This window comes from uncultured Mailhella sp., from assembly GCF_963931295.1.
Lineage (GTDB): Bacteria > Desulfobacterota > Desulfovibrionia > Desulfovibrionales > Desulfovibrionaceae > Mailhella.
The window spans coordinates 2527610-2540557 of the sequence record NZ_OZ007001.1; the positions used below are offsets into that span (position 1 = coordinate 2527610).

A 12948-nucleotide genomic window follows, 5' to 3' on the forward strand; every position below is an offset into this window, starting at 1 on the left:
ATATGAGTCAGGATTACACCGAAGGCATGTCCGGCACTGAGTCGGGCGTCACTCTGGAAGACGAACTGAAGGAACCGGCCATGTACCGGGTGCTTCTTCACAATGACGACTACACAACCATGGATTTCGTCGTCAAAATTCTGGAAGAGGTGTTCCACAAGACGCAGGAAGAGTCTGTGGCCATCATGATGTCCGTGCATCAGAAGGGCATGGGCGTGTGTGGGGTGTATCCGAAGGAAATAGCCGAATTCCGGGTGACGCAGGTGGCGGCGAGGGCTCAGCATGCCGGATTCCCCCTGCGCTGCACCATGGAAAAGGAATAGCGCTTGGAACGGCGGTCGCGTGTTGCGGCCGCCGTTTTTTTGTCAGTGCCTTCACGGCGTCGCAGCTGCCCGCCTTGCTGAAAAGGCCCGGAAAAAAAATCCGGCCTTCGCGGGGCTGCCGCAGCTCTGGTCGAGCGGTGTCCCTCTTTCTGCGCTCTGACAGGGCGTTGCATCGCCGCTTCGCTTTGCAGAGGCGTTTTTGCTCTCCGGGGCGAATGTTAAATAATGTTGCCTCGGGAAATCCCGACCTTCCACAGCTTGCAATCTCCGTTTCGCGCAGGTACAATAAAGGAATGTTTCCAGAAAAAAGAGGTATCCGCTGATGATGGCACGTTCTTTGATGCAGACGCTGGCGCTGGCCGTTATGGAGATGCGTTCGCGTCGCCACGAATGTCTTACCGTGGAACATCTTCTGCTGGCCATGACTCGCGAGCAGCTCGGCCGTGTCATACTCAAAGGATGCGGCGCCGACATTCCCGCGCTGCGTCATCAGCTTGAGGATTATCTTTCCCGGTATCTTCCGGCCGTGGGGCCGGAGCAGCCCGCGCCCGAGAGCGAAGTGATGCAGACCGAATCGCTGGAACGCGTGCTCGAGCGCGCGGTGGCGCATGTGCAGTCGTCGGGCCGCCGCGACACCGACGTTGGCGACGTGCTCGCCTCCATGTTCGAGGAGCCGGACTGCTGGGCCGTGTTTTATTTGCGCAAGCAGGGCATAGACCGCCTGCGCGTGCTGGAATTTCTTTCCCACGAGCTGCCGGAGATTCTGCGTCAGGCGGCGCAGCGGCGCAGCGGCGCGCCTTCGGACAAAGAGGACGAGGCTCCGCAGGCCTCGGCTCTGGAACGCTATGCCGTGGATCTGGTGGAAAAGGCCAAGCAGGGCCGCATTGATCCGCTGGTCGGCCGCGAAAGCGAGGTGGCGCGCCTTCTCGAAGTGCTTTCCCGCAGACGCAAGAACAATCCTCTGCTGGTGGGCGAGCCCGGAACGGGCAAGACGGCCATTGCCGAGGGGCTGGCCTACAAGATTGCGCAGGGCGACGTGCCGCGCGCCTTTCGTTCGCTGTCCGTCTATGCGCTGGATCTCGGCGCGCTGCTTGCCGGCTCCAAGTATCGCGGCGACTTCGAGGCCCGCATCAAGGACGTGGTGAACGAGCTCAAGCAGAAGCCCGGCTCCATTCTCTTCATCGACGAAATTCACACCATCGTGGGCGCGGGAGCCACGAGCGGCGGCTCCATGGACGCCTCCAATCTGCTCAAGCCCGTGCTTGCCGCGGGCGAACTGCGCTGTATCGGCTCCACCACGCACGAGGAGTACCGCAATCATTTTGAGAAGGACAGAGCCCTGAGCCGTCGTTTCCAGTGCATCGACGTGAAGGAGCCTTCAGAAGAGGATTGTCTGGCCATCCTGCGGGGACTTCAGGAGCGGTATGAGAAATTTCACGGTGTGCGCTACTCCAAGGGAGCGGTGCAGGCCGCGGTGGAACTTTCCGCGCGCTACGTTCAGGACAGGCTTCTGCCGGACAAGGCCATCGACGTCATGGACGAGGCCGGAGCCGCGGCGACCCTGAAGCCCGGATTCCGTCGCGGCGCGGGCGTGTCCGTGCAGGACATCGAACGCGTGGTGGCCCGAATGGCGGGCATTCCCGCCCGAAGCGTGACCCGCGGCGAAAAGGAGCGTCTGCAGACGCTCGGCGACGATCTGCGCGCCCGGGTCTTCGGTCAGGATCAGGCCGTGGACGCCGTGGTGCGCGCCATTCTGCGTTCCCGCGCGGGCCTGAGCCGGGAAAACCGGCCTACGGCGTCGTTTTTGTTCCACGGCCCCACGGGCGTGGGCAAGACCGAGCTTGCCAAGGCGCTCGCCGATCTTCTGGAAGTGTCCTTCGTGCGCTTCGACATGAGCGAGTACATGGAAAAGCATGCGGTCGCCCGTCTCATCGGTTCGCCTCCCGGCTACGTGGGCTTCGAGCAGGGCGGTCTTCTCACCGAGGCCATACGCAAGACGCCTCATGCCGTGCTGCTGCTCGACGAAGTGGAAAAGGCCCATCCCGACATCTACAACGTGCTTTTGCAGGTGATGGACTACGCCACACTTACCGACAATACCGGCCGCAAGGCGGATTTCCGCAACGTGGTGCTCATCATGACCACCAACGCGGGCGCGCGCGAAATGGAACAGGCTCCCGTGGGCTTCTGTTCCACGAGCAGCGCATCGGACCGCAGCGCCGGAGCGGTGGAGCAGACGTTCAGTCCCGAATTCCGCAACCGGCTCGACGCCATGATTCCGTTCAACAGCCTGAGCCGGGATCTCATGGGCCGCATCGTGGACAAGACCATGGCCGCGCTGGAACCCGGTCTGGCCGCCCGTCGCGTGTCGCTCACCCTGACCGAGGCGGCGAGAAACTGGCTGGCCGATCACGGTTTTGATCCGCGCATGGGGGCGCGTCCGCTGCAGCGCGTGGTGCGCAACGAGGTGGAGGATCAGCTTGCGGAACTTCTGCTCTTCGGACGGCTGGAGAAGGGCGGCAAGGTGCTTGTGGACGCCTCTTCGCCCGACACGCCGCATCTTACGCTTACGGCGAGCGGTCAGTAGTCGATATGGCGGCCCCTCTGCTCTGGATGCCCGAAGGCGGGCCGCTGTGGTTTCCCCCCGTGCGGGACGCGAGCGACGACGGCCTGCTCATGGTCGGCGGCGATCTTTCGCCGGAGCGGCTCATGTACGCCTATTCGCGGGGGATTTTTCCGTGGTACGGCGAGGGCTCGCCCATACTCTGGTGGTCGCCCGATCCGCGCTGTGTGCTTTTTCCCGAAAAGCTGCACGTGAGCGGCAGTCTTCGCCGGGTGCTGAACAGCGGGCGCTTCACGTTCACCGTGGATGCGTGCTTTTGCCGCGTCATCCGCGCCTGCGCCGAAATACCGCGTCCGGGGCAGGACGGCACCTGGATCGTGCCCGACATGATGGCGGCCTATGAGCGTCTGCACGAGCTCGGGCATGCGCATTCGGTGGAAGTGTGGAGCAGCGGGGAACTTGCGGGCGGCCTGTACGGCGTGCAGTGCGGACGCGCGTTTTTCGGGGAATCCATGTTTCATGTTCAGCCGGACGCCTCCAAGGCGGCGGTGGTGCATCTGACGGCGTGGCTCCGGGAACGGGGCGTGGAAATGGTGGACTGCCAGCAGACGACGCCGCACATGCTGCGTCTCGGCGCGGAGGAGATTCCGCGGTCCGCGTTTCTTGCGCAGCTGTACCGGCTCTGCCGGGAGTGAAGGAGGCGCGTTCACGGGCGCTTCCGGGAGTGCGGGCGGCGTTTGTGTGGCGTGAACTCGCGGCCTGTGAGATGCGTTTACAGGCGCGAGAACGGTGCAGGCGGACGAGTGAGCGTCGCGGCCGTTGCCGCGGGCTCGGAAGTTCTCTGCACCTGCAACGGCGCTCTCGGGCGTTTGCGTTCGCGGGGGCGGCAGACCGGACGCCGTGTTCGCAGGTGCGGCGCGGATGCCGTGCTTGTGAGGGCGGGCAGAGATTTGCGTTCGCCGGGAGACGGGCAGGGTTCGCGAGAGCGGGCCGGAGATTTTCCGCCGTCCTGCGGGGAGCGGCAGCGTACACGATGCGGTGCAACGCGCCGATGACTCATCATTTTTCCGACATGGATCAGGAATCCGCGTCGGCGGACGGCCCGGCGGCACGAAGCCGGGGGCGGTCAACATTCATCACAAGGAGTGCAGACATGAGCGACGTTGTTGAATTTGAACATACTCCGGACGGCTTTACGGTCAGAACCGGACATCCTCTTCTGGGAGACATCCATGCGGATTACACCAGCGTGAGTCCGGATCAGCGTCTGGGCACGGCGCGCGTGTTTCTGGTCAGCGCGGCGCTGGACTGCTTCTGCGGTTCGCTGAATGCGGCGCTGCTCGCCCGCGACGTGCGCTATCGCCGCATTGTGGGCCGCGGCAGCGCGGAGAAGGAAACGCGCGACGGCCTTTCCTTCGTCACCCGCGTGCATCTGGACGTGCGCGTGGAAGTGGACGACGCCGACGCCGAAACGCTGGCGCACTGCCTCAAGATCGTGAAGAGCTGCATGATTACCCGTTCGCTCATGGAAGGCGTGGCGGTCGATATTCACGCGGAACGCGGCTGATTTTACGGGCGCTTCAGAAAGACGGCAAAAGCATCGTCGATCTGACGGGACGGGCGCGCCTCTGAAGCGCGTTCTTCAGGGGCGCGTTTGCATGGGCGCTGTGCGGCTGCGCGCAAGCGCGCCGGCGGGGAGCGGAACGTCATAACATGCATGTGATTCTCCGTCCTGAATATCCCATTGTCATGCCCCGGCGTTTGATTTACTGTACCGACAAAGGAACCTTCCATGTCGGAAGGCTCCCTGATGACCCTGAGGAGGGTATATGAACAAACTTTTTGTTTCCGCTGTGGCCGCCTTCATGTTTCTCGGCCTTGCCGGTCAGGCCAGCGCTCTGCCGGAACCGGACATGTCTCCCAAGTACACCTATGAACTGAAAGACGTCATGAAGGTTGACGGACGTCAGGGCGTCGCCTGCGACGGCAAGTACATCTATGTCAGCTGCAGCAAGGCGCTGTACAAGTACGACATGGACGGCAAGCTGGTGCTCAAGAACGACAAGCCCTTTGAAACCGGCTACACCAAGGCGGTGAACCACCTCGGCGACATCGACGTGTACAACGGCGAAATCTACTGCGGCGTGGAAAACTTCATGGACGGCGTGGGCAAGGACATTCAGGTGTCCGTGTACGACGCCAACACGCTGAAGTTCAAGCGCGCCTTCCCGTTCAACGAGGCTTCCGGCCAGCTGGAAACCTCGGGCATCACGGTGGATCCCGTGAAGGGCACCGTGTGGATGTGCTCCTGGGTGGGCGAAGAATCCGGCCGCTACCTCTATGAATACGATCTCGACGGCAACTATCTGCGCAAGGTGCATCTGCAGCCTGTGCCGCAGTGGGTGCAGGGCGTGTTCTACTATGACGGCTCCCTGTTCCTGACCGCCGACGACGGCACGGCCGACGACAACGAACCCGATCATCTGTACCGCGTGGACATTTCTTCCGCGAGCAGCGCGCCCGTGATTCTGGAAAAGACCTTTACCGAAGCCATCAGACAGGGCGAAATCGAGGGTCTGTGCGTTGATCCTGCCACCGGAGATCTGCTGGTGCATCAGAACCGCGGCGCGCGCATCGTGCTCGGCATGACCAAGGGCATGTATCCGGGCTACAAGTCCGAAGTGCATGAAATCTATCGCTACAAGCTGACGCCCAACAAGTAGGCTTGCGGCAGGAATTCGTCGTTTTTTGCGGCGGATATTCAGACGGTCTGCGTTTTTGCGCGGGCCGTCTTTTTTATGGACTCGCGGTAATGAAAAATGAGGGGCGCAGGGCACGTCTTTTCCGGGCGCGGCGTTTGCCGACGCCGGACAGGCAGGAGCGAAACTGCTGCGTCTGCCGACGCGGCTCTCGCTTCGTCGAACTTTCGGGGAGCAGGATAGTCAGAGAGAGTCGTTGTGGACTCGGTCGACGCGCCGGGGGCGGCACGGTGGGAAACGTACGCCGGAGCAAGGGGGCGAAGGGGCGGCAGTTCCCGGCCGTTCGGCGACAGGGGCAGGACTCCCACGGCGATGGGGGATGGAGTCGGCGGGAGAGAGGGGGAAAAATGCCGCGCGCTTCACGCAACGACGTTGTTTCCTGCATGAATGCGGCAGTGTCGGAGGCAGAGAGGAAAGCAGGGCGGAAAAGCCGGGTATTATGCAAAAAACGAACAGGCGACGCGACTTTCAGTTTGCTTTTCCCATTATAATGTGATATTGTGATAAATTATTGATGTATTCACAAAGGTGTCTCATTATGCTGGAATGGCTTACCGCTGTAAACAATTTCGTATGGGGGCCGTGCATGCTGGTGCTCCTGTTCGGCACCGGCCTGTATCTCACCATCGGGCTGCGCTTTTTTACTATCCGCAACTTTGCCCGCGGCCTTCGTCATGCCTGGGCCGGACGGCGTCCGGATTCGGAAAAGGGCGAGATTTCTCCCTTCAACGCGCTGATGACGGCCCTTGCCGGAGATATCGGCACCGGCAACATCGTGGGTGTTGCCACGGCCATTTATATGGGCGGCCCGGGCGCGCTGTTCTGGATGTGGATGACGGCCCTTGTGGGCATGGCCACCAAGTTCAGCGAAGTGCTGCTTGCCGTGCATTATCGCGAGCGCACCCCCGCCGGAAACTGGGTGGGAGGAGCCATGTTCTTCATTAAAAACGGTCTCGGAGCCCGCTGGATGTGGCTCGGCAGCGCCTTTGCGCTGTTCGGCATCGTGGCCTGCATCGGCACTGGAGCCATGGTGCAGAGCAACGCCATCGGCGGCGTGCTTGAGGCAAGTTTCGGCGTTTCTCCCTACATTTCAGCCGTGGCGCTGCTTGTGCTCTCCAGCGTGGTGCTGCTCGGCGGCGTGAAGCGCATTGCCGGCGTGGCGGGACGCATCGTTCCCATCATGGCGCTGTGCTACGCCGCCATGTCTCTTGTGGTCATTGTTCTGCACATTGATCAGGTGCCCGGCATTTTCGCCATGGTGCTGCGCGAAGCCTTTTCGCCGTCGGCGGCGCAGGGCGGCGCGGCCGGCGCTTCCATCATGCTGGCCATCCGCATGGGCATGGCCCGCGGCATCTTTTCCAACGAGGCCGGACTCGGCACGGCTCCCATGGCGCATGCGGCGGCTTCCACCAATTCGCCCATGACGCAGGCCACCATCGGCATGCTCGACACCTTCGTCGACACCATCGTGGTGTGCAGCCTTACCGCCTTTGCGCTGCTGCTCACCGGCGAATGGACCGACGGTCAGCAGGGCGCGGCCATGACCTCGGCCGCCTTTGAAAGCGTGCTTCCAGGCATCGGCAGCGTCATGGTGGCCGTGTGCCTTTCGCTGTTCGCCTTCACCACGGCCATGAGCTGGTGCGTGTACGGCGAACGCTGCGCCATCTACTTCTTCGGCGACAAGGCGCAGATTCCCTTCCGCGTGGTGTACTGCATCGCCATTCCCGTGGGCATTCTCGTCAAGCTGAATCTTGTCTGGCTGCTGGCCGATACCTGCAACGCCCTCATGGCCATCCCCAACCTTATCGCCATTCTTCTGCTCAGTCCCGTGCTGTTCAGGCTGGTGCGGGAGGAAGAGGCGAAGTTCCGGGCCGAGTGCGACAAGGACTAGGCCGGAAAAGCAGCTTTCCGGAAAGGCAGGGCTTGCAGGCTCTGCCTTTTTTTGATGTTCTTCAGACCCGGCAGGGGAATAATCAAAGATCCCTTGAAGGGGGGGCTGCCTGTGCGTGTTGTGCGAAAGGCGGCCATCTTGGCGAACATGGAGGGTATCGCAAGTTCTCCAGAAAAGCGGTGGCGGATGAGCAAACATGCAGCCGACAGGGGTTCTCCTTGTGCGTCGTTCCTGAACATTTCAGAAAAAACGCAGTTTTTCTCTTGCCAAATGGGAAGAATGGGGGCATATTTTCCGCTGCTGGACCCGTAGCTCAGTTGGTAGAGCCCCCGGCTCATAACCGGATTGTCGTAGGTTCGAGGCCTGCCGGGTCCACCATTATGCAGAGAGATGGACGGACATGGATAGTATGACTACCCATGTCCGTTTTTTTGTGTTCAGCCGCTGACGGTATAACATCGCTTGAAATGTCAGAGAGAAACAGACGGCAAGTCAAAGTATGTGTCGCAGCTGAACGAGAGAAACAAGAAAGGACGCTTAGCTGAGAATCTCAGGTAAGCGTCCTTAAGAGTCATTAGCAAGTCACCCCTTGTCGGGCGTGGCCTGCATAACTGATGGAAGAATTACAGTGTGGCCTTGTAGGCGTCGGCGGAGAGCAGGCCGTCCACGGCGGCCATGTCTTCGGGCTTTACGCGGATGAGCCAGCCTCTGTCGTAGCAGGAGGCGTTGAGCAGGGTGGGCGTGCCGTCGAGATCGCCGTTCACGGCGGAAACTTCGCCGGCCACGGGCATGAACAGCTTGTTCACCGACTTGATGGACTCCACTTCGCCGAATTCGTCGCCGGCGGCAAAGCTGTCGCCTTCAGAGGGAAGATCCACGTACACCACTTCGCCGAGCTGATCCTGCGCGTAGTCGCTCACGCCGATCACGATTTCCTCGCCGTCCTTGCGGACCCAGATGTGTTCGTCGGTGTATTTGAGTTCGGCAGGAAAGGAAAGTTCCGCAACAGTTTTGGCCATGGGGATACTCCTTGGTTTTGGGGCGTGCGCCCGTAAGGTTGAGCGCGCCGCAGGCTTGCAGCGTGTGCGGGGCGCGCGCCGGACCGGTCGGGATCCGGCGCGCGGCAAAAGACTATTCCGCCATCTTCGCCGCGGCTTCCATGATGCCTTCGGCAAGGGTGGGGTGCGCGTGAATGGTTCCGGCAATGTCGGCCACGGATGCGCCCATCTGCAGGGCAAGGGCGCATTCGGCAATGAGGTCGGTGGCGTGAGCTCCGGCGATGTGCGCGCCGAGGAGCTTGCCGTTTGCCTTGTCGGCCACCAGCTTGAACACGCCGGGCAGCTCGCCCATGGCCTGCGCCTTGCCGAGTTCGCGGAACTGGAATTCCGAGGTCTGCACCTCAAAGCCTCTGGCCTTCGCCTGCGCTTCGGTCAGACCCACGTCGCCGATTTCGGGCGAGGAGAAGATGCCGGAAGGAACCACGTCGTAGTTCGGCTTTTCGCTCGCGCCGAAGATGTTGGCCACGGCCACGTGCGCTTCGGCGCTGGCCATGTGCGCAAGCATGATGCGGGCCGGGCCCAGAATGTCGCCGATGGCGTACACGCCGGGAACCGAGGTTTCCAGATAGTCGTTCACCGTGACGTAGCCGCGCTTGTCGGTGGCGATGCCGGCTTCGGCAAGGCCGAGGCCTTCGCTGTTGGCCGTGCGGCCTATGGTCATGAAGATGCAGTCGGCTTCCAGCGTGGCGGGCTTTTTGGCGGAGGCGGGCACGAGTTCCGGCGCGAGGAAGGGAGAGGGACCGAGATCGGCAAAGACCTTGCCTCCTTCCACCTTCGTGGTGTTCACGGTGCGGGCGAGTTCCACCTTGATGCCCTTCTTCTTGGCTTCGCGCAGCAGCAGCTTGCTCATTTCCTCATCGACGGAGGGCACAGGCAGAAGACGGTTCTGACCTTCCACGATGGTCACTTCGCTGCCGAAGGCGCGGAAAATGAACGCGAGCTCGGTGCCGACCACGCCGCCGCCCACGATGACGAGACGTGCGGGCACGTGATCGAGTTCGAGCGCGTCGTCGCTGGACAGAATGAATTTGCCGTCCACGGGCAGGGAGGGCAGATTCAGCACGTTGGAGCCGGTGGCGATGATGACCTTGTCGCCTTCGATGTCCTTTTCGGAGCCGTCGGGCATGGCGACCTTCACAAGACCGGCGTTCACGACCTTGCCGCGCCCCATGACCACGTTGATCTTGAGCTTGGCGCAGCTTTTTTCCAGACCGCCGCGCAGTGTTTCGGTGACCTTGCGCTTTCTGGCGATGACGGCGGGCATGTCCACGCCGGGAGCGCCGGCTCCGGCAATGCCGAATTCTGCGGCGCGGCGTATGGTTTCCAGCGCCTCGGCGGAGGATTTCAGCGTTTTGGTGGGAATGCAGCCGCAGTTGAGGCACGTGCCGCCGAGCCATCTGGATTCCACAAGCGTAACTTCCGCGCCGCGTCTGGCGGCGTCGAAGGCGGCGGTGTAGCCGCCGGGGCCTGCTCCTATGACAGTGATGCGAAGAGCCATGATATTTTGCCTGCCTTGATAACAGAATGTGGCGTTTTTATGAGAAACGCAGAACGGCCGCCGAAACGGCCCGGCACACGCCGAGAAAGGGGCGCGTGCCCACCTGTCTGCGGAGCGCTTCCGCAGACGACGGCGCGACGGATTTCGCCGCGCCGAAGCATCGCTATTCGCCCTTGATGATGTCGGTCTTGGGGAGGGCGGAACGAACCTTGGAACGATAGGGCAGAAGGTTGGTCAGCGGTTCGACGCCCTTCACGACCTCGGTCGTGGCCTGAATGCCGAAGGGCAGCATCATGTCGCCGCAGGCTTCGGCCACCATCTTTCCGGCAAGGGCGGCGTCGGCGGGAGAGAGCCAGGCGAAGGAACCGTCGGCCTGCGGAATGGGTTCGAGGTACAGACGGATGACGTGATCCTTGAAGTCGCGCACGAGGGCGATGGTCTTGCCGAGCTCTTCGGCGGAAGGCGCGTCGCCGCCTGCGGCAGCGGGATAGACGGAGGCGGGGCCGGGAATGTTGAGACGCACGCGGGTCAGGCAGCCGGTGCCGATGAGGCGCTCAAGCAGCGCGGCGTTGCGGCCGTCGGTGTCGAGCACGACCTGAAGTCCGCCCTTGGCAAGCGCCGTGACGAGCTCCACGAAATGATCCTCTTCCCCGGCGGGGACCTTGGAGACGTTCAGGCCGGAGATCCAGCCGTGCAGCATCTTGCTTTCGGTGACGGCACCGGCGTCGCCGAGGGCCTTGCCGGAAAGCAGATAGGCAATGATGACGCCCGTGCCCTGAAGCACCACGTCGCCGTCATCGTCATGGAACATGGGAAATTCCACGCCGGTTTCGTTGCGGTGCAGGAACTTGCGGTTGGCGCGATAAAAGCCGTTCACGATGTCCTTGTCGGCCTCAAGGTCATAGCTGGTGTAGGCGATGCCCCTGGCGTCCATGAACTCATGAGTGATGCGGCAGCGAATGCAGTTGGGAGCCTTGTAAAGAGTGATAGCCATGTCGAACTCCATAACGGTTAGAAAATTCCGTGGTCCCGGCGGCGGGATCGGCCTTGCCGGAGCGTTCCGGCGGTGGAGCGGGCAGCCTGCGCGGTATTTCGGCAGAACACGGAAGGGCGGCAACAAGGCTCGACGCTTTCCGCGTTCCTGCTGTTGGCAATAAATATTCAATAGACTTTCGTTCTAGTGAAATACCTGTTTTCTGTCAAGGCATCGGGCAGGTCCTGCTGCGGATTTTCATGGGTGTTCAAAGGGAAGGATGTTCCGAAAAAGTTTGTGCAGCAAGAATTTTTCTGCGGGCAGGAGAGAAGGGGGAGGCTCGGGGCAAGGCGGGAGCGCGGCCGTGTGGAGGAGCGGTGAGAAAGCCGTCCGCAGGCGCTTCCGCCGCCTCTGTTCCCCGGAACCGAGGCGAGGATCCGGCGCGTTTCCGCTCCCCCGCTCTATGGTCTGCGACTGCCGGGGCGTGCGGGCCTTGTCTGACGAGCGCAGGACCGCTGGTCTGTCGATGATGCTGGAAGAGCGGGGCCGTTCGTGGCCGTGCGTACATAAGAGGCTGATGTCGACGATGGTTGGAGCTTGCGAATCGGCAATGTCGGAGCTTGCAGTACGTACCGAGCCAGTCTTCTTGCAGGCTCGCAACTTGAGTGCAATATTCGGCGCGCGGGGCGTTGGGAAAACGGACGCTTTTACCATTGAAAAACGGGCATGGATGGGATAGGTTGAATCATATTATTTAATTCTATTCAATATTGAGGATTCCACCATGGCCAGAAAAGCCGCAGAAGACGCAGCCGAAAAGCCGGTCAAGAAGACGCGAGCCTATCATTCCCCCCGCAGAAAGGAACAGGCGAATGTAACCAAGGCGCGCATTGTTGCGGCCGCCATGCAGCTCATGAAGGAAAAGGGCTACGCCGACATGACGCTTGAAGCCATTGCGCGCGAGGCGGGCGTGGCTCCGCAGACCGTGTATGCGGTGTGCGGCTCGAAGAAGGGCGTGCTGGCGGCCATTCTCGAAACGACCGTGGAGGCCAAGAAGTACGACAAGCTGCGCGATTCCATTCCGCAGATCATGACCGGCAAGGAGCGGGTGCGCGAGATCGGGCATTTCATGTCCGTGCTCATGGAAGACGCCATGCCGGTGTTCGACATCATCCGGGGCATGAGCGTGCTTTCGCCGGAATTTGCCGAACAGGAATACGATCAGAGCATGATGCTGCTGGAAAAATGCCGCAAGTCCGTCCACAAGATGGCCGAAGACGGACTGCTGCGGCCCGGACTCTCCGAAGAGCGCGCCGCGGAACTGTACTGGAGCATCAGCACGCCGGGCATTCATCGCCGTCTGACCAAAGTGCTCAACTGGTCCTCCGAGGAATATGCGGCGTGGGTTTCCTATCTCATCGGGGTGGCGCTGCTGGACTGGGATGCGCCCATGCCCTTCCTTAATGAAGGGCCGCGCACAAGCGGCATTCCCACGCTGAAGAGGGCGGAGCAGCCGGAAGCCGGGCCGTCGGACAGAGGACAGGACGAACAGCCCGCGAAGCAGCCGGACGGCAGGGACGCCGATCCGCAGAGCGGCGTGAAAACGCTGTAGCCCGGAAAAGCGGCAAAAGAAGCGCTTGCCTTTCTCGCCCGACTTTGTGAATATACGCCACGCACCGATGATTTTTATGCGTTTTCTTCGGGTTCGCGCGCCAGCTGCGAACCTCCATCATCATTGATTCTGAAGTGATGCGGCCGCATGTCGCGGTCGCCGGACAAGGTTTCCGACAACAAGGCGTCTTTTGACGCCTTTCGGCACTTTAAGAGTCGTTCGCGTCGTTTCACGCGCTCGGCGTTCCGCCCGTCGCTTCGAGTCTCGGAGG

Annotated in this window: 11 protein-coding genes and 1 tRNA gene; 8 read left to right on the forward strand and 4 right to left on the reverse strand. The window is 61.6% G+C overall.

Going from position 1 to position 12948, the window contains the following annotated elements:
• The first annotated feature begins 2 nt into the window (after positions 1-2).
• From clpS to ABGT79_RS10645, 6 genes are all read left to right on the forward strand, one after another.
• Positions 3-323, forward strand: coding sequence for an ATP-dependent Clp protease adapter ClpS (gene clpS / locus ABGT79_RS10620; protein ID WP_346666146.1), 321 nt, complete (start codon positions 3-5; stop codon positions 321-323).
• A 322-nt stretch (positions 324-645) separates the two neighbouring features.
• Positions 646-2910 (forward strand): ATP-dependent Clp protease ATP-binding subunit ClpA, encoded by a 2265-nt coding sequence (clpA, locus tag ABGT79_RS10625; protein ID WP_346666147.1) that lies wholly within the window; start codon positions 646-648, stop codon positions 2908-2910.
• 5 nt (positions 2911-2915) lie between these two features.
• Positions 2916-3581, forward strand: coding sequence for a leucyl/phenylalanyl-tRNA--protein transferase (gene aat, locus ABGT79_RS10630; RefSeq protein WP_346666148.1), 666 nt, complete (start codon positions 2916-2918; stop codon positions 3579-3581).
• 458 nt (positions 3582-4039) lie between these two features.
• Positions 4040-4453, forward strand: coding sequence for an OsmC family protein (locus tag ABGT79_RS10635; RefSeq protein ID WP_346666149.1), 414 nt, complete (start codon positions 4040-4042; stop codon positions 4451-4453).
• A 262-nt stretch (positions 4454-4715) separates the two neighbouring features.
• Positions 4716-5609 (forward strand): hypothetical protein, encoded by an 894-nt coding sequence (locus tag ABGT79_RS10640; protein WP_346666150.1) that lies wholly within the window; start codon positions 4716-4718, stop codon positions 5607-5609.
• A 574-nt stretch (positions 5610-6183) separates the two neighbouring features.
• Positions 6184-7536, forward strand: coding sequence for a sodium:alanine symporter family protein (locus ABGT79_RS10645; protein WP_346666151.1), 1353 nt, complete (start codon positions 6184-6186; stop codon positions 7534-7536).
• On the opposite strand, the gene ABGT79_RS10650 is transcribed toward ABGT79_RS10645, so the two are convergent.
• The gene (locus ABGT79_RS10650) at positions 7533-7874 is read right to left on the reverse strand and encodes a hypothetical protein (protein WP_346666152.1); all 342 of its coding nucleotides are present in this window, start codon (positions 7872-7874) and stop codon (positions 7533-7535) included. The two genes, ABGT79_RS10645 and ABGT79_RS10650, sit on opposite strands and share 4 nt — an antisense overlap.
• Between ABGT79_RS10650 and ABGT79_RS10655 the strand changes: the two genes are divergently transcribed.
• Positions 7839-7914 (forward strand) — tRNA-Ile (locus ABGT79_RS10655). The two genes, ABGT79_RS10650 and ABGT79_RS10655, sit on opposite strands and share 36 nt — an antisense overlap.
• Before the next feature lie 245 nt (positions 7915-8159).
• Here the strand turns inward: ABGT79_RS10655 and gcvH are convergent.
• From gcvH to ABGT79_RS10670, 3 genes are all read right to left on the reverse strand, one after another.
• Complete coding sequence (gene gcvH / locus ABGT79_RS10660; protein WP_346666153.1) at positions 8160-8555, reverse strand: glycine cleavage system protein GcvH; 396 nt, start codon at positions 8553-8555, stop codon at positions 8160-8162.
• Positions 8556-8667: 112 nt separating this feature from the next.
• Complete coding sequence (lpdA, locus tag ABGT79_RS10665) at positions 8668-10092, reverse strand: dihydrolipoyl dehydrogenase (RefSeq protein WP_346666154.1); 1425 nt, start codon at positions 10090-10092, stop codon at positions 8668-8670.
• 163 nt (positions 10093-10255) lie between these two features.
• Entirely contained in the window at positions 10256-11086 is an 831-nt protein-coding gene (locus ABGT79_RS10670; protein WP_346666155.1) for a hypothetical protein, read from the reverse strand.
• Between the two features lie 763 nt (positions 11087-11849).
• On the opposite strand from ABGT79_RS10670, the gene ABGT79_RS10675 reads away from it, so the two are divergent.
• Positions 11850-12677, forward strand: coding sequence for a TetR/AcrR family transcriptional regulator (locus ABGT79_RS10675; protein ID WP_346666156.1), 828 nt, complete (start codon positions 11850-11852; stop codon positions 12675-12677).
• Positions 12678-12948: the final 271 nt, after the last annotated feature.